This is a genomic window from Rhizobium sp. NZLR11 (assembly GCF_019685115.1).
Lineage (GTDB): Bacteria > Pseudomonadota > Alphaproteobacteria > Rhizobiales > Rhizobiaceae > Rhizobium.
In genome coordinates this window covers 256,691-271,823 of the sequence record NZ_JABDWD010000003.1, presented here as the reverse complement: position 1 = coordinate 271,823, position 15,133 = coordinate 256,691, and the positions used below count along the sequence as shown (strand labels likewise).

16 protein-coding genes and 1 pseudogene are annotated in these 15,133 nt (G+C 60.5%); 9 read left to right on the top strand and 8 right to left on the bottom strand.

Features of this window, described 5'->3' with window-relative positions; translation table 11 throughout:
- Positions 1–38 precede the first annotated feature (38 nt).
- From nusB to HJB83_RS07585, 3 genes are read right to left on the bottom strand one after another with little or no spacing between them, the layout of a single operon-like run.
- Positions 39–521: a transcription antitermination factor NusB gene (nusB, locus tag HJB83_RS07595; RefSeq protein WP_221131519.1), complete on the bottom strand. Its 483-nt coding sequence runs from the start codon at positions 519–521 to the stop codon at positions 39–41.
- A gap of 3 nt (positions 522–524) precedes the next feature.
- Positions 525–980 (bottom strand): 6,7-dimethyl-8-ribityllumazine synthase, encoded by a 456-nt coding sequence (ribH, locus tag HJB83_RS07590; RefSeq protein WP_003574043.1) that lies wholly within the window; start codon positions 978–980, stop codon positions 525–527.
- A 3-nt stretch (positions 981–983) separates the two neighbouring features.
- The gene (locus HJB83_RS07585) at positions 984–1,193 is read right to left on the bottom strand and encodes a hypothetical protein (protein WP_221131518.1); all 210 of its coding nucleotides are present in this window, start codon (positions 1,191–1,193) and stop codon (positions 984–986) included.
- A gap of 133 nt (positions 1,194–1,326) precedes the next feature.
- Here HJB83_RS07585 and HJB83_RS07580 point away from each other — a divergent pair, with 133 nt between their 5' ends.
- The 9 genes and pseudogenes from HJB83_RS07580 to rfbA all read left to right on the top strand — a co-directional run bounded on the left by HJB83_RS07580 (position 1,327) and on the right by rfbA (position 9,616).
- On the top strand, positions 1,327–1,686 hold the full coding sequence (locus tag HJB83_RS07580) for a hypothetical protein (RefSeq protein ID WP_221131517.1): 360 nt from the start codon (positions 1,327–1,329) through the stop codon (positions 1,684–1,686).
- Between the two features lie 169 nt (positions 1,687–1,855).
- Entirely contained in the window at positions 1,856–2,374 is a 519-nt protein-coding gene (locus HJB83_RS07575; RefSeq protein WP_221131516.1) for a cupin domain-containing protein, read from the top strand.
- A 10-nt stretch (positions 2,375–2,384) separates the two neighbouring features.
- Positions 2,385–2,900, top strand: a complete 516-nt coding sequence (locus tag HJB83_RS07570) for a GNAT family N-acetyltransferase (protein ID WP_207583731.1) — start codon at positions 2,385–2,387, stop codon at positions 2,898–2,900.
- Between the two features lie 243 nt (positions 2,901–3,143).
- The gene (locus tag HJB83_RS07565) at positions 3,144–3,950 is read left to right on the top strand and encodes a hypothetical protein (RefSeq protein WP_207583730.1); all 807 of its coding nucleotides are present in this window, start codon (positions 3,144–3,146) and stop codon (positions 3,948–3,950) included.
- Between the two features lie 254 nt (positions 3,951–4,204).
- A pseudogene (locus HJB83_RS07560) lies at positions 4,205–6,216 on the top strand (glycosyltransferase family 1 protein).
- Positions 6,206–6,784, top strand: coding sequence for a dTDP-4-dehydrorhamnose 3,5-epimerase (rfbC, locus tag HJB83_RS07555; RefSeq protein WP_207583728.1), 579 nt, complete (start codon positions 6,206–6,208; stop codon positions 6,782–6,784). Before HJB83_RS07560 ends, rfbC begins: the two are co-directional and overlap by 11 nt.
- Positions 6,785–6,790: 6 nt before the next feature.
- Entirely contained in the window at positions 6,791–7,846 is a 1,056-nt protein-coding gene (rfbB, locus tag HJB83_RS07550; protein ID WP_221115245.1) for a dTDP-glucose 4,6-dehydratase, read from the top strand.
- A 2-nt stretch (positions 7,847–7,848) separates the two neighbouring features.
- On the top strand, positions 7,849–8,736 hold the full coding sequence (gene rfbD / locus HJB83_RS07545; protein ID WP_221131514.1) for a dTDP-4-dehydrorhamnose reductase: 888 nt from the start codon (positions 7,849–7,851) through the stop codon (positions 8,734–8,736).
- Positions 8,737–8,746: 10 nt separating this feature from the next.
- Positions 8,747–9,616, top strand: a complete 870-nt coding sequence (gene rfbA / locus HJB83_RS07540) for a glucose-1-phosphate thymidylyltransferase RfbA (protein ID WP_207583725.1) — start codon at positions 8,747–8,749, stop codon at positions 9,614–9,616.
- 46 nt (positions 9,617–9,662) lie between these two features.
- Here rfbA and HJB83_RS07535 read toward each other — a convergent pair whose 3' ends face one another.
- The 5 genes from HJB83_RS07535 to HJB83_RS07515 form a co-directional block, all read right to left on the bottom strand.
- The gene (locus tag HJB83_RS07535; protein ID WP_221115246.1) at positions 9,663–10,274 is read right to left on the bottom strand and encodes a riboflavin synthase; all 612 of its coding nucleotides are present in this window, start codon (positions 10,272–10,274) and stop codon (positions 9,663–9,665) included.
- The gene (ribD, locus tag HJB83_RS07530) at positions 10,274–11,587 is read right to left on the bottom strand and encodes a bifunctional diaminohydroxyphosphoribosylaminopyrimidine deaminase/5-amino-6-(5-phosphoribosylamino)uracil reductase RibD (protein WP_221131513.1); all 1,314 of its coding nucleotides are present in this window, start codon (positions 11,585–11,587) and stop codon (positions 10,274–10,276) included. The genes HJB83_RS07535 and ribD overlap by 1 nt, the downstream gene beginning before the upstream one ends.
- Before the next feature lie 3 nt (positions 11,588–11,590).
- Positions 11,591–12,067, bottom strand: a complete 477-nt coding sequence (gene nrdR / locus HJB83_RS07525) for a transcriptional regulator NrdR (protein ID WP_003547190.1) — start codon at positions 12,065–12,067, stop codon at positions 11,591–11,593.
- A gap of 9 nt (positions 12,068–12,076) precedes the next feature.
- On the bottom strand, positions 12,077–13,375 hold the full coding sequence (gene glyA, locus HJB83_RS07520) for a serine hydroxymethyltransferase (RefSeq protein WP_207583722.1): 1,299 nt from the start codon (positions 13,373–13,375) through the stop codon (positions 12,077–12,079).
- A 215-nt stretch (positions 13,376–13,590) separates the two neighbouring features.
- A complete protein-coding gene (locus HJB83_RS07515) occupies positions 13,591–14,892 on the bottom strand; it encodes a murein L,D-transpeptidase (RefSeq protein ID WP_207583721.1) in 1,302 nt (433 codons plus the stop codon).
- Positions 14,893–15,133 lie beyond the last annotated feature (241 nt).

Genomic DNA, 15,133 nt, shown 5'->3' with positions numbered 1-15,133 from the left:
CAAAGAAAGAGGCGGGAGATTGTTTGGCGGCTAAGGAGTTATTTCTTCGCCTCGCCGCGGACCTGCTTCGCGATGCGGTCGAGCACGGCGTTGACGAGCTTCGGCTCGTCGTCTTCGAAGAAGGCCTGGGCGATCTCGACATATTCGGTGACGATGACCGCCACCGGGACGTCCTTGCGGTCGGTGATCTCGAAGACGCCGGCGCGCAGGATGGCGCGCACGGTGCTGTCGAGACGCGACAAAGCCCAATCATCCTGCAGGGCCGCAGCAATCAGCGGATCAAGATGGGTCTGATCGCGCACGACGCCGGAGACGATCGAACGGAACCAAGCGGCGTCGGCCTTCAGATAGGTCGCGCCGTCGAGTTCCTGGCCAAGACGGTGCGCCTCGTATTCGGCGACGATCTCCAGGACACCAGTGCCGCCGACATCCATTTGATAAAGCGCCTGAACGGCAGCAAGTCGGGCAGCGCCCCGCTGGTTTGCAGTCTTGACCGGCCGTTCCGTCTTGTCGTCGTTCATTCGTTATGCACCCAATTTCTGCTTCAGCTCGATCATGGTCAGAGCTGCGCGAGCGGCAAATCCGCCCTTGTCTTTATCCGAGCGGCGCGCACGCGCCCATGCCTGTTCGTCGTTTTCGACGGTCAGAATGCCGTTGCCGATGGCAAGGGACTCGCTGACCGCAAGATCCATCAAAGCCCGCGAGGATTCATTCGATACGATATCGAAGTGATAGGTCTCGCCGCGGATGACCATGCCAAGCGCGACATAGCCATCATAATGCGTTCCACCATTGTCGTCTCCATCGAGCGACATGGCAATCGCCGCTGGAATTTCCAGTGCGCCGGGAACCGTGACGACCTCAAAGGTGGCGCCGGCCTGTTCCAATGCGAAGGTGGCGCCTTCGAGCAAGGCGTCGGCCATGTCGTCGTAGAAGCGGGCCTCAACGATCAAAATATGGGGAGCGGTCTCTCTCGGCATGGTTCACCTTCGTTTTGCGGGGCGTTTTCCACTCGGCAGGCCGCGGTCAAAACATGCCTTCGCAGGAATGGCAAGCACTTTCGCCCGATGCCGCAACGCCAAAATTGAAATATCAGCAAAGGGATAGCCGCGCCACGGCTGCGTCAGCGGGCAAGCCTTTGAAATCAGCTTTTCCGGATGCCTGGAAGACGGCAATTCAAAGGCCGTATTCATGAACAATTCTTAATGGATTTTCAGTGACTTAACCCATTGAATCGCGAAAGGGACAACGCCAATTCCATGTCGTGACGCAGACGATCCCCTGCAACGACAGTCGACCGTCAAAGCAGATGAAAAGGATACTATCATGAACCGCGTTGTCACCATCACTATCGCCGCCGCCCTCTCCTCCCTCGGATTTGCCGGCGTCAGCCGGGCCGAAAGCCTTGGGATGAACACTGCCCAGGGTATCGAGCAGACACTCAGGAGCTTCCACGGCAACGATTTCAACGTCGAGCAGGTCCATAACTGGCGCAACCTCGACGACGAAACGACCGGTCCGCGCTCGGCGCCGGAACGTTCCGGCCAGGCCGTTCACGGCATCCAGGCCTCGATCGACGCCAACAGGTCGCTTGCCCATCGGCTTAACAATGAAGGCGTCGATGTCCGTAACATCGTCAATGCCGAACAGGCAGCCGACGGAAGCTTGACCTTCTACGTCCGTTGACGCTTCAGCGCATCGCGTCCCATCGGTGCGCGGCGCTCAAAGCATGGGCGGCGGTCTCCTCTCCGCCCATGCCGGGGATTTCCCAGGCCAGATAGGCCCAAATAGGCCCAAATAAGCATTGAATTATTCGCCGCGATGATGGCTTCTCTCCCTGCAACAGGAGGACATCATGGCGACGGAACCGAACGCGGTGATCAATACCGCCGATCTCAAACTCGACCACTGGAAACAGGGCGAGTTCTATGAAAGCGCCGATACTTCGTTCGGCACGCTTCTCGGCTTGGCCGGTCTCGGTGTCAGCTACAACGAAGTGCCGCAGGGCAAATCGGGCTGCCCCTTCCACAATCACCACGTCGAAGACGAGCTTTTCTATGTAATAGCAGGCGCCGGCGAATACCGCTTCGGCGACGAGCGCCATGCGATCAAGGCGGGAGACGTGCTCGGCGCGCCGGCCGGTGGGCCGGAGACGGCGCACCAGATCATCAATACCGGCACTGCACCGCTCGTTTATCTCGGCATTTCGACGGTGGCGAAGACCGAAATCGTCGAATATCCCGATTCCGGAAAGTTTCTGGCCAAAACCAACAGGACCAAGACCAACAGCGACGATAGCAACCCCGGGCGCTTCCGCCATATCGGACGGCCGGAGGGCGATCTCGACTATTGGGATGGCGAACCCGGAGCGTGAAGGACCCTATATGACCGACATTCCGACCCTCGAAACGGAACGGCTGACGCTCCGCCCTCACCGCCTCGCCGATTTCGAGATGCATGCAGTGCTATGGGCGGACGAAGACGTCGTCCGCTTCATCAGCGGTGTACCGTCGACGCGAGAGCAGAGCTGGAGCCGCATGCTGCGCCTTGCCGGCATGTGGCACCATATGGGCTTCGGCTTCCTTGCAATCATCGAAAAGGCGAGCGGCCGGTTCATCGGCGAGGCCGGTTTCATGGAATCCCGCCGGGAGATGACGCCGTCGATCGAGGGAACGATGGAGGTCGGCTGGGCTCTGATGCCCTCGGCGCACGGCCGCGGTTATGCCACCGAGGCGCTGACCGCCCTGATCGGCTGGGCGGAGAGTTATTTCCCGGGAAAACCGATGAGCTGCATCGTCAGCCCGGAAAACCAGGCCTCGTTGAGGGTCGCAGCCAAACTCGGTTTTCGCGAGACTACGCGCACGCAGTATAACGGCGAGATCATTCAGTTTTCGCGTTAGGGAATTCCGCCAAACGGGCAGCGCAGCGCGCGCCATTGTGGGCTTGCTGACACTTGCCGATATCGCCAACGGCAACAGCAAGCTCAAGCAAAAGGATGTCGACGACCTCTGCTTGCGGCACCCGACTTCATCCCCGAATGGGTCCTTCGCACCGGCTACGCGCAAGGAACGCGCTTTAGGGTCGCCACAGAGGCAGATACCTTCGCCCCCTTACGCCCCATCCATAAGAGGCTAATTACAAATATGACCATTTACATTGTTTGCCATAAGGATTTGCCGAGCTACCCTCCTCCCGCGGGCTCGAAAATCATATGGCTCAATTCTAAACTTCCTCTGGAAAACAAGGGTATGGACGTCATTGCCGGTTATGATTTTTTCAGTGAGCCGGAGGAGCTTCACGCGAAATTGTCGGGATCGCTTGGAACGATAGTCATTGCAAAAGTCGTTTCGGAAGAATCAGTAAAACCTCGTAACATTACTATCTGGCAGTATCGTAAATTTCTAACGCGACTAAAAATAGGAACACCGAATCCCGAATATCCCGGGATGAATACAACGACGTCAGAAGAGGCAGACATCACAAGACCGGAGAATCCGGCGCTTTTTTCAGAAAGTTTCTTTCTACCTCGGCCGTTAAATCTCCATAACATATCTCAACACTATGCACGCTTTCACAGTATTGTTGACTTTATGAGATATACGGCGCTCTCAATCGAAGCAAACAGTTTAACGCAAGCCGAAGCTTTGCATTTTTTTAATTCCAGCACTTTCGTTCCAGGAGGCATTGAACTCGGCACGTATCCGACGGACTGGTGGCTGGAAACTTTTGTGCGCCTCGTCGCGCCGTCTTTTGAATTTGCGAAACGATATCAACCGTTTCAAGCCGAAGATCCCGTGCAGAAACGTGCGATCTCATTTTGCCAGGAGCGTCTGGGAAGCTATCTTCTCATCAAACGGATAGCCGAACTCTATGGCAATAGCCTACCTGGGTCCTTGTTCGGGGATATCGCTACCGTATCGAATGATGGGGTCTATAAAAGCGGCGTATAAACCGAGCGGCCCAATTCCAAACGTAACATCGCAACTCTTTGCGGCACTGGCAGCAGGAGCGGCTGAGCCAATAAATCTGGCTAGAGAAATTGACTGCGGATCGTCGAGTTCCCACACCCCTCCAGGCTGATCAGCGAAAGTTCTGCGAACAGTGTGGCGCAAGCTTCAACTCAAATAGTAGGCACCAAACAGGCTCGAATTGCCGTTCTGCGGATTGCCTATGCAGACGGTAACCATTCGCGAAGGACAAAACCTTGACGATCAATCAGCCCATTTCCGCTCTACCGGCCGGTCTTCCTGATCTGGCGCTTCTCACGGAGAAGGCTGCCGGCACGGGATCCGTGATTATCTATCAGCCTTATCTCGACCCTTCGCAGCGCAGTCAGCTCGATGCCGCTGCCATGCCGCTCGACATCTCGTTCAATACGCACGCTACGACCCGCGAATATGAGCTCTTCCTCACCCTGCATCAGCATCACGAGGCGATCGGCCTCGGCGACGACGTGTTCTGGGGGCTACTCTCCAGCAAATTCGAGATGAAGTCGGTGACGAGCTTCCCGTCCTTTGTCACCGAGGCGGAAAAGGCCAGGGCAGAGGGTGCGGATGCCTATCTTTACAATCCGCTGATCGGCCACGCGGCGATCTACAGCAATGTCTGGGAACATTCGCTGCTTGGCGGTCACCCCGGCATGGAGCCGATCTTTCTGCATATCCAGGAGCTCGGCTATCCGATCGCGCCGCCGCAGGACAAGACTGCCTTCATGTTCTGCAACTATTTCTGCGGCAATCGGAAATTCTGGTCCGGGTATATCGCCTTTTGCGAACGCATTCTCGAGTCGCTGGAAAACCAGGCGTGCGCTGGCACGGCCGCGGGCACCGCCTATGCCGGCACGGCTCACTATTCACGCGATGCCAACGCGACGATGCGCCCCTTCGTGATCGAGCGTCTGCTCGGGCTTTATGTCCAGCAGGCCATCGCCTCCGGATTGAAGATCGCCGCCTTCGTACCGACCGTTGCCGATTTCGAATGGAAGTTCGGTGTCCGCCTCGGCCGGTTGCTGCATGGCCTCTTCGCCGCCAAGGAAGCCTTTCTACGGAGCCGTGACGAGGCTCTCCTGACCACGTGGCAGCAAGGCCGCCAGCCGCTCATCAAGCAGCCGCATCTGATTTGGGGGGCTGATGATCCGCCCGGCTGGATGCCGCGCGGCCAATTCATCGGCGACCGCGAATTGATGCGCTCCCATGCTCCGCAGGCTTCAGGCGCCTCTCCGGTGCAGCAGCTGCAGGTACGGACGGACAGGCCCGCTATGCCAGCCGCGCCGAAAATCGAGCAGCCGCTCCACAACGCATTGCAGCCCTTTGCCGGCGGGTGGCAGGCACACAAGGACCGTCATTGCATCTGGATCGTGACGCCCGAAAACTACAATCACAGCCACGCCTTCGATGAAGTCGCACTCGGCTTGCAAGGCGCCTTCGAAGAACTCGGCGGCTCGGCACCGATCGTCCGCGACATGGACGCATTCGCCGGCCGTGCGCCGATCATCTACGGCGGCAATCTTCTCGCCCCCGAAATCGTCAGCCATCTGCCGAAGGACAGCGTCGTCATCAATCTAGAGCAGGTGTCCGAAGAAAGCATCTGGATCAATTCGCGCTACACCTCGATCCTGAAATCGCTTCCGGTTCTCGACTACAGCCCGCGCAACCGGGAAAATCTCGCCGCCAAGGGCATTGATCACGCCGGTGTCCTCGAAATCGGTTATAGCCGCTGCCTCAGCCAGATACAGCACGCCCCCGTCAAAGATATCGAAGTGCTCTTCTACGGCTCGATAAACGAACGCCGCCACCATATCCTGACGACGCTGAAGGACGGCGGGCTCAAGGTCGCGCATCTCTTCAACATCTATGGTGCGGAACGCGATGCGGCGATTGCCCGCGCCAAGATCGTCATAAACATCCATCATTATGCGAGCGGCGTCTTCGAGATCGTCCGCATTTCCTATCTGCTCGCCAATCGCGTTTGCGTGCTGACGGAAGGCGACATCAACGATCCAGACCTCCAACCCTTCATCGGCGGCTTGGCAATTGAGCCCTATGACGACATGATCAAGCGCTGCTACAAGCTGATCGCAGATGCCGACGAGCGCGATGCCATTGCCGCGACAGGCCTTGCGGCCATGCGGAGCCGCTCGCAGGCGGACATGCTGATGAGCGTCATGAAGGCTGGCGCCTGATGAAGGCCGCAGAAAAGGTACGTCATGCGCATTGAGGCCGCGGCCATCGAGGGCATCGTCGCAATTACGCCGCCACGCTTCGGCGATCACCGCGGCTACTTCTCCGAGGTATTCAAGGATGCCTGGTTCCGGGAAAATGTGGCCGACGTCACGTTCATCCAGGACAATGAATCGCTTTCGGCGCAGGCCGGCACCGTCCGGGGGCTGCATTTCCAGATCCCGCCCTTCGCACAGGGCAAGCTGGTGCGCTGCCTTGCCGGCCGGATCATGGATGTCGTCGTCGATATTCGCGAGGGATCACCGAGCTTCGGCAAATGGCTCTCTCAGGAGCTCTCGCCGGAGACCGGCAAGCAGCTCTGGATACCGGCCGGTTTCGCACACGGATTCGCAACGATCGAGCCGAACAGCGTCATCAGCTACAAGGTAACCGCACCCTACAGCCCGCAGCATGATCGGGGCATCGCGTGGAACGATCCGGTGATCGGCATTCGCTGGCCCTTCGATGAGAGAGACATGGTGTCGTCCGACAAGGACAAGACGCTGCCGCGGCTCGCCGATCTGCCAGGCCATTTTTCCTATTCAGCACAGCAACCCCAGGATTGATCGACGATGCGCATACTGGTCACGGGCGGAGCGGGCTTCATCGGATCGGCATTGGTGCGCCATCTCGTCAGCGAGATCGGCGCCGAGGTAATGAATGTCGACACGCTGACCTATGCCGGCAATCTGGCATCGCTGACATCCGTCGAATCGGCGCCGAACTATCAATTCCTGCGCGCCGACATCTGCGACCGCGCCGGGATGCAGGAAGCATTCGAGTCCTTCCGCCCTGATACCGTCACGCATCTCGCGGCAGAGAGCCATGTCGACCGCTCGATCTCTGGCGCGGCCGATTTCATTCAGACCAACATCGTCGGCACATTCAGCCTGCTGGATGTCGCACGGCACTATTGGGATGGGCTTGACGCCCGCCGCAAGAGTGCCTTCCGCTTTCTGCACGTCTCGACGGACGAGGTCTACGGCTCGCTCGGCGATGAGGGCCTGTTCGAGGAGACGACGCCTTACGATCCGTCCTCGCCCTATTCCGCCTCCAAGGCCGCGAGCGACCATCTGGCGATCGCCTGGCACCGCACCTACGGCCTGCCCGTCGTCGTCTCCAATTGCTCCAACAACTACGGCCCGTTCCATTTCCCGGAAAAGCTCATTCCGCTGACGATCCTGAACGCGCTGGAGGGCAAGCCTCTTCCGGTTTACGGCAACGGCGCAAATGTCCGCGACTGGCTCTATGTCGAAGACCACGCCCGCGCGCTCTTCACCATTGCATCCAGAGGGCGCCCCGGCGAAAAATACAATGTGGGCGGCCGCAATGAGCGCAGGAACATCGATGTCGTTCATCGCATCTGCGCTATTCTCGACGGCGTCTACAGTGACAAGGCACCGCATGCACGTCTGATCACCAACGTCACGGATCGCCCCGGACACGACGCACGCTATGCGATCGATGCCTCGAAACTCGAAGGCGAACTCGGCTGGAAAGCGCAAGAGACCTTCGAAACCGGCATCGAGAAGACCGTGCACTGGTACCTGGAAAACGAATGGTGGTGGAGGCCGCTGCGCGAAAACGTCTACTCCGGCGAACGCCTCGGCGTTTTCAAGGAAGGATAGCGATGCGCATCGCCGTCACCGGCAAACGGGGCCAGGTCGTTCAGTCGCTGCTCAGACGTGGCGCCGAAACGGGCGTCGAAATCAGCGCGGTCGGGCGCCCGGAAATGGACCTCGCGAATCCCGAAAGCATCGCAGCCGCCTTTCCGGCTCTGCGCCCGGATGTGATCGTCTCGGCCGCCGCCTATACGGCGGTCGACAAGGCCGAGAGCGAAGCTGAGCTTGCTTTTTCCGTCAACGCGGCGGGCGCCGGGGCGGTTGCCGAGGCTGCCGCGCGGATCAGGGTCCCGATCATCCACATTTCGACCGACTATGTCTTCAGCGGCGACAAGGCCTCCGCGTATTCTGAAGAGGATACGACGGCGCCGATCTCCGTCTACGGACGTTCGAAGCTTGCGGGCGAGACGGCCGTCGCGGCGGCGAACCCGAACCACGTCATCTTGCGCACCGCCTGGGTCTATTCGCCCTTTGGCACCAATTTCCTGAAAGCGATGCTGCGACTTTCCGAGACGCGCGATCATCTCCGTGTTGTCGCCGATCAGACGGGATGCCCGACCTCGGCACTCGACATCGCCGACGCGATTCTTGCGATAGCAACCCGTATCGTAGCGGACCCTGCGCCATCGCTCCGCGGCACCTTTCACCTGACCGGCAGCGGCGAAGCAAGCTGGGCTGATTTCGCCGAAGAGATATTCACGGAGCTTTCTAAATCCGGCGGCAGAAACATCGGCGTCGAGCGCATCCCAACGGCGGACTATCCGACACCGGCGAAGCGTCCCGCCAATTCACGTCTCAACGGCGACAAGCTCGCCAGGACATATGGAATCCGGCTCCCGGAGTGGAAGCAGTCTATGACGATTGTCATGCAAGACCTTTTGAATAAAGGTCTTTAAGGAGATGGGCATGAAGGGCATTATTCTCGCCGGCGGCACAGGCACGCGTCTGCATCCGATCACGCAGGCGGTCTCGAAACAGTTGATGCCGGTCTACGACAAGCCGATGATCTACTATCCGCTGACGACGCTCATGCTCGCGGGCATCAGGGAGCTGCTGATCATCACCACGCCTCACGACGTCGAAGCCTTCAAGCGCCTTCTCGGCGACGGCTCGCAATGGGGAATTTCGCTGACCTATGCCGTACAGCCGAGTCCGGACGGCCTCGCCCAGGCCTTCATCATCGGCGCCGACTTCTTGCACGGCGACAGCTCGGCACTCGTTCTCGGCGATAACATCTTCTACGGGCACGGACTGCCGGAAATCATGAAGTCCGGCACGAGCCGGCGGGAAGGAGCGACGGTGTTCGCCTATCACGTCACCGATCCGGAACGCTATGGCGTTGTCGGCTTTGACGAAAAGATGAATGCGCTGTCGATCGAGGAAAAACCGAAAGAGCCAAAATCGAACTGGGCGGTGACCGGCCTCTATTTCTACGACCAGCAGGTGGTCGATATCGCCGCCAACCTGAAGCCGTCACCGCGCGGCGAATTGGAAATTACCGATGTCAACCGCACCTATCTTGAGCGCGGCCAGCTTTTCGTGGAGCTGATGGGCCGGGGCTATGCCTGGCTCGACACCGGCACGCCGGACAGCCTGCACGATGCCGCAGGTTTCGTCAGCACGCTGGAGAAACGCCAGGGCTTCAAGATCGCCTGCCCCGAGGAAGTCGCCTGGCGCATGGGTTACATCTCGCAGGGCGACCTCGCCAAGCTCGCGGAGAAGCTCGGCAAGAGCGCCTACGGCCAGTATCTGACGAAGCTGTCCCCGGATTGGTGAGCTATTTGACCGGCGCGCGCCCTGGAAACCGGTACAGGTTTTCGATTCAGGCGCTCGGGAATTCAGCCAGCCGGGCGGCGTAACGCGCCATGGTGTCGACTTCGAAATTGACGAAATCGCCGGCCTTACGCTCGCCCCAGGTGGTGACCTCGAGCGTGTGGCGGATGAGCAGCACGTCGAAATCCGTGCCGTCGACCGCATTGACCGTCAGCGAGGTGCCGTCGAGGGCGATCGACCCCTTGGGGGCGACGAATTTGGCCAGATGCTCCGGCGCTCGCAGACGGTAGCGTGTGGCGTCGCCCTCCGATGTCACAGAGAGGATTTCCGCCTTGCCGTCGATATGGCCGGAAACGATGTGGCCGCCGAGTTCATCGCCGATCTTCAGCGACCGTTCGAGATTGATGCGGCTGCCTTCCCGCCAGGTGCCGATCGTCGTCAGCCGCAACGCCTCTTCCCAGGCCTCAACCTCGAACCAGCGGCCGTTGCTGCCTTCGTCAGGAAGTGCGGTGACGGTCAGGCAAATGCCGGCATGCGAGATCGAGGCGCCCATATCGATTGTCGTCGGGTCATAGGCGGTCGCGACCCGCAGCCGGATACCTTCCTTCAGCGGGGAAACGGATTCGACCGTGCCGACATCGGTGACTATTCCGGTAAACATCAAAGCCCTCTTTCGTATTCGTCCAGGCGATCTTCGCCGAACATCAGCGTGCCCGTATGGGCAAAACCCGATGGTATGTCGGTTGCATCAAGCGGCGATTCAATACCGCCTTCGCCGATGACGAAAGGCGCCCGGTAAAGCTGGATGCGATCGACGAGGCCCGCCTCGAGGAAAAGCCGCGCGGTCTTGGCGCCGCCCTCGACCAGGAGCGAGGAAATCCCGCGTGTTGCCAAGGCCGGCAACAGGACTTCCGGGCGATAGGGATTGCAGTAGACGATCTCGACACCGGCGGCTTCGAGTGCGGTGCGTCGGGAGTCCAAGTCCGTAGCGGCGGCGGGTGCGTTACCCCCCTCCGCCCTGCCGGGCATCTCCCCCACAAGGGGGGAGATTGGCTGGGGGCTCGCTCCCAGCTCCACATCCGGCGAAGACGATCCGTTGCTAACAGAAGCCGGGGAATTCGGGTCTCGCTCCTTGCCGATCTCTCCCCTTGTGGGGGAGATGTCCGGCAGGACAGAGGGGGGTAACCCCTCGGCATCCGCCGTCAATGGCGAAACATCCTCACTCGCGACCAAGATCACCGGCACTTGCCGCGCCGTCGTGACCAGCTTGCTCGTCAGCGGCAATGCCAGCGACGGATCGAGCACAATGCGGATGGGTGACTGCGCTTCAAGACCTGGCGTCCGCACCGTCAGCAGCGGATCGTCTGATAGCGCGGTGCCGATGCCGACGAGGATCGCGTCGGTTTCGGCGCGCAGCGCCTGCACCTCAGCGCGGGCTTCTGGGCCGGTGATCGCCACTTGGCCCGCCCCTTGACGGCCGATCATGCCGTCGGCAGAAACGGCAAGCTTGAGAGTCACATAGGGCCGATTCTTCGTCTGGCGGGTGAGATAACCGGCGAGCGAACGCCGGCCTTCCGCCTCCAGCACGCCGGAATCCACCTCGATGCCGGCATTGCCCAGTATGGCGATGCCGCGGCCGGAGACGCGCGGATCGGGATCGGTGACGCTGATCACGACGCGGGCAACGCCATAGGCAATCAGCGCCTCGGCGCAGGGCGGCGTCTTGCCGTGATGCGAACAGGGCTCGAGCGTCACATAGGCGGTGGCGCCGCGGGCAAGCGCGCCGGCCTCGGCGAGCGCCTGCGTCTCGGCATGCGGGCGGCCGCCCACAGCGGTGACCGCACGACCGACGATGACGCCGTCCCTGACGATCAGGCAGCCGACGGAGGGATTGGTGGCGGTGCGGCCGAGATGCCGGCGCGACAGGCGAATCGCCGCCGCCATGAAATTCTCGTCATGGGGCGTGACGCTCATGGCTCACCTATCCAGCGGGTCGCGGGCGATCTTGGCGTTGATTTCGGAAATCACCTTTTCGAAATCCTCGGCGAGCGAGAAATCCCGATAGACCGAGGCGTAGCGCACGAAGCCGACATCATCGAGGCTCTTCATCGCTTCGAGCACCTGCAAGCCGATCTGCTCGGAGGAGATTTCGGTCTCGCCGGAGCTTTCCAGCCGGCGAACGATGCCGGAAACGGCGCGCTCGATGCGGTCACGCTCGACCGGGCGTTTGCGCAGCGCAACTTCGAAGGAGCGCACCAGCTTGTCGCGGTCGAAGGGCACCTTGCGGCCGGTCTTCTTGATGACCATCAGCTCGCGCAGCTGCACACGCTCGAAGGTGGTGAAACGGCCGCCGCAATCCGGACAGATACGCCGCCGGCGGATGGACGTGTTGTCCTCCGCCGGGCGCGAATCCTTGACCTGAGTATCTTCCGAACCGCAATAGGGGCAGCGCATCGCTACTCCTTATCCCATGTAGTCGTACATTGGAAAGCGGTCTGTGAGGTTGACCACCTTACCACGCACGGCGGCTTCGACGGCGGCATTGCCTTCATCGGAATTGGCGACTTTCAGGCCGTCGAGAACCTCGACGATCAGATTGCCGATTTCGCGGAATTCGGCTTCCTTGAAGCCGCGCGTCGTACCGGCCGGCGCGCCGAGACGTACGCCCGAGGTGACGAAGGGCTTTTCCGGATCGAAGGGAATGCCGTTCTTGTTGCACGTGACGTAAGCGCGGCCGAGAGCTGCCTCAGCCCGTTTGCCGGTGGCGTTCTTCTTGCGCAGGTCGACCAGCATCAGATGGTTGTCTGTGCCGCCGGAGACGACGTCGAGGCCGCCCGCCATCAGCGATTCGGCAAGAGCCTTGGCGTTCTTGACGACCTGGGCGGCGTAATCCTTGAACTCAGGCTGCAGCGCCTCGCCGAAGGCGACGGCCTTGGCGGCAATGATGTGCATCAGCGGTCCACCCTGCAGACCGGGGAAAACGGCCGAATTGAATTTCTTCGCCAGATCCTCGTCATTGGTGAGGATGACACCGCCGCGCGGGCCGCGCAGCGACTTGTGGGTCGTCGTCGTCGCAACATGGCAATGCGGGAATGGCGACGGATGCTGGCCGCCAGCAACGAGGCCGGCAATATGGGCCATGTCGACCATCAGGTAAGCGCCGACCGAGTCGGCGATTTCGCGGAACCGCTTCCAGTCCCAGATACGGGAATAGGCAGTGCCACCGGCAATGATCAGCTTCGGCTTGGTTTCCTTGGCCTTGCGCTCGACTTCATCCATGTCGAGCAGGTTGTCGCCTTCACGCACGCCATAGGAGACGACGTTAAACCACTTGCCGGACATGTTGACCGGCGAACCATGCGTGAGGTGGCCGCCCGAATTCAGGTCGAGGCCCATAAACGTATCGCCGGGCTGCAGCAGCGCCAGGAACACGGCCTGGTTCATCTGCGAGCCGGAATTCGGCTGGACGTTGGCGAAATTGACGCCGAACAGCGTCTTGGCGCGTTCGATCGCCAGCTCCTCGGCGATATCGACGAACTGGCAGCCGCCGTAATAACGCTTGCCGGGATAACCCTCGGCATATTTGTTGGTCATGATGGAGCCCTGAGCTTCCAGCACGGCGCGGGAGACGATGTTCTCGGAAGCGATCAGTTCGATCTCGTGCCGTTGGCGACCGAGTTCCTTTCCGATCGCACCGAAAATCTCGGGATCGACGTCCGCAAGCGAGCGGTTGAAGAAGGACTCGGTGGAAGCATTGGTCATGGGCGGGCTCCTCAACTGGAATGCGCTGAGGTATTAGCCTTCCGCTGTGGCAAGGGCAATACGAAGAACGACATTTGCTGAGCAAACCGCGCGCTTCCGCTCTTTTGCGGCCGCGCCGCGCCGAAGACGAGCGGTCACGTTACCGAGCGCCCGCCCCGGCATAAAAAACCGCGCCGGGAAGGCGCGGTTTGAAGATGCGATGCAGAGGCCGCCGCCTACTGGACCGGCTGTTCCATGCCGGCCGTCGTATCGAGCGCCAGCTCGGCATTGCCGTCCATCTGGTAGATGTCGTCGCGGAACTGGACGACGCCGTCCGGCATGCCCCAGGCCGAGATGTAGACGAAATAGACAGGAACTTCGGTGCCGAGTTTGATCGGCGTGTTGACGCCGGTTGCGATCACCTGCTCCATCTGCTGACGGTTCCAGCCGGGGGTCTCTCGCAGCAGCCAGTTCGTCAGGTCGCGCACGTTCTGGACGCGGACACAGCCCGACGATTCGAAGCGCATCAGCTTGTTGAACAGGCCCTGCTGCGGCGTGTCATGCATGTACTCGCCGTTCTTGTTATAGAAGTTGATCTTGGTCGACGCCATGGCGTTGATCTTGCCGGGGTCCTGACGGAACATCAGGTTCGGCGCCTCGCCGTTCCAGTCGACGGTCTCGGGGGCGACTTCATTGCCCTTGCCGTCGATCAGGCGGATGGCGTTCTTTTCGAGATAGGTCGGATCCTTGCGCATCAGCGGCATGATGTCCTTCTCGACAATCGAGCGCGGCGCGGTCCAATAAGGATTGAGGATGACCTCGTAGATCTTCGAGTTGACGAGATGAGTCGGGCGGCTCAAGCGGCCGACAACCGCGGTGTGGCGCGTTGCGACACTGCCGTCTTCAACGGCCTCGACATAGGCAGCCGGAATGTTGACCATCACGTGGCGGCGGCCGAGGTCCTCGGGAAACGTCTGCAGGCGGATGATATTGGTGTTCAGCTGCTGCAGGCGAACGTCGGCCGGGATGTTCAGCGCCTTCAGCGTGAATTCGCCGAGGACACCGTCGGACGGCAGGCCGTGGCGTGCCTGAAAGCGCTTGACGGCGCCGTCGACGTAGGAATCGAAGGCGCTCGACATTCCGGCCTCGCGCGGCAAGTCGCCGGTTATCGCCAGACGCTGGCGTAGCGCCTGGACTGCGGGATGGCTGACGCCGAGCTGCAGGCGCTGGTCGCCGGGATTGACTTCAGGCCAGCCGCCGGCAGCCGCGATCTGCTGATACTGCGTGATCGCCTGCTGGGCGCTGGCGACCGATTGGGGCCCAAGGATCGGGGTATTGGAAACGACGGCGCTTGCCGTACGCGAAGCCGCCTTGGCGTCAAACTGGTCGTCCCAGTTGCCGCGGCGCGGTGCATTGATCAGCGTATCGAGCGCCGATTGCGCGAAGGCCGGTGCGGCAATCGCGCTGGCGCCAACCGTTGCCGCGGACGCAAGGAAAGCGCGGCGCGAGAGAGCTTCAATTCCGTTTTTCTTCGACATAGTCCCAACCACTGAATGCGGCGATAAAGAGAAGCCGCGGCTCTTTGAGATATCACTGCGCTTTAACGCAGATCTCCGTGCATTTGTTGTCCCGGCACATCAAAACTTTCCGCTTGCCCCATCACAAGATTGCGATGCGACAGCCTGAGCGTCCTGATCGGTCCATTGAAAGCGCCGGTTGTTAAGCCTTCCGCTGCCACACCAATATGGCCAATTCGTGTTATCGGGCCGAAAGACGGAT

What these genes read in the sequence shown, in the direction of transcription:
- nusB (WP_221131519.1), bottom strand. Translation starts at nt 521, where the DNA reads ATGAACGACGACAAGACGGAACGGCCGGTCAAGACTGCAAACCAGCGG.
- ribH (WP_003574043.1), bottom strand. Translation starts at nt 980, where the DNA reads ATGCCGAGAGAGACCGCTCCCCATATTTTGATCGTTGAGGCCCGCTTC.
- HJB83_RS07585 (WP_221131518.1), bottom strand. Translation starts at nt 1,193, where the DNA reads ATGAATACGGCCTTTGAATTGCCGTCTTCCAGGCATCCGGAAAAGCTG.
- HJB83_RS07580 (WP_221131517.1), top strand. Translation starts at nt 1,327, where the DNA reads ATGAACCGCGTTGTCACCATCACTATCGCCGCCGCCCTCTCCTCCCTC.
- HJB83_RS07575 (WP_221131516.1), top strand. Translation starts at nt 1,856, where the DNA reads ATGGCGACGGAACCGAACGCGGTGATCAATACCGCCGATCTCAAACTC.
- HJB83_RS07570 (WP_207583731.1), top strand. Translation starts at nt 2,385, where the DNA reads ATGACCGACATTCCGACCCTCGAAACGGAACGGCTGACGCTCCGCCCT.
- HJB83_RS07565 (WP_207583730.1), top strand. Translation starts at nt 3,144, where the DNA reads ATGACCATTTACATTGTTTGCCATAAGGATTTGCCGAGCTACCCTCCT.
- rfbC (WP_207583728.1), top strand. Translation starts at nt 6,206, where the DNA reads ATGCGCATTGAGGCCGCGGCCATCGAGGGCATCGTCGCAATTACGCCG.
- rfbB (WP_221115245.1), top strand. Translation starts at nt 6,791, where the DNA reads ATGCGCATACTGGTCACGGGCGGAGCGGGCTTCATCGGATCGGCATTG.
- rfbD (WP_221131514.1), top strand. Translation starts at nt 7,849, where the DNA reads ATGCGCATCGCCGTCACCGGCAAACGGGGCCAGGTCGTTCAGTCGCTG.
- rfbA (WP_207583725.1), top strand. Translation starts at nt 8,747, where the DNA reads ATGAAGGGCATTATTCTCGCCGGCGGCACAGGCACGCGTCTGCATCCG.
- HJB83_RS07535 (WP_221115246.1), bottom strand. Translation starts at nt 10,274, where the DNA reads ATGTTTACCGGAATAGTCACCGATGTCGGCACGGTCGAATCCGTTTCC.
- ribD (WP_221131513.1), bottom strand. Translation starts at nt 11,587, where the DNA reads ATGAGCGTCACGCCCCATGACGAGAATTTCATGGCGGCGGCGATTCGC.
- nrdR (WP_003547190.1), bottom strand. Translation starts at nt 12,067, where the DNA reads ATGCGCTGCCCCTATTGCGGTTCGGAAGATACTCAGGTCAAGGATTCG.
- glyA (WP_207583722.1), bottom strand. Translation starts at nt 13,375, where the DNA reads ATGACCAATGCTTCCACCGAGTCCTTCTTCAACCGCTCGCTTGCGGAC.
- HJB83_RS07515 (WP_207583721.1), bottom strand. Translation starts at nt 14,892, where the DNA reads ATGTCGAAGAAAAACGGAATTGAAGCTCTCTCGCGCCGCGCTTTCCTT.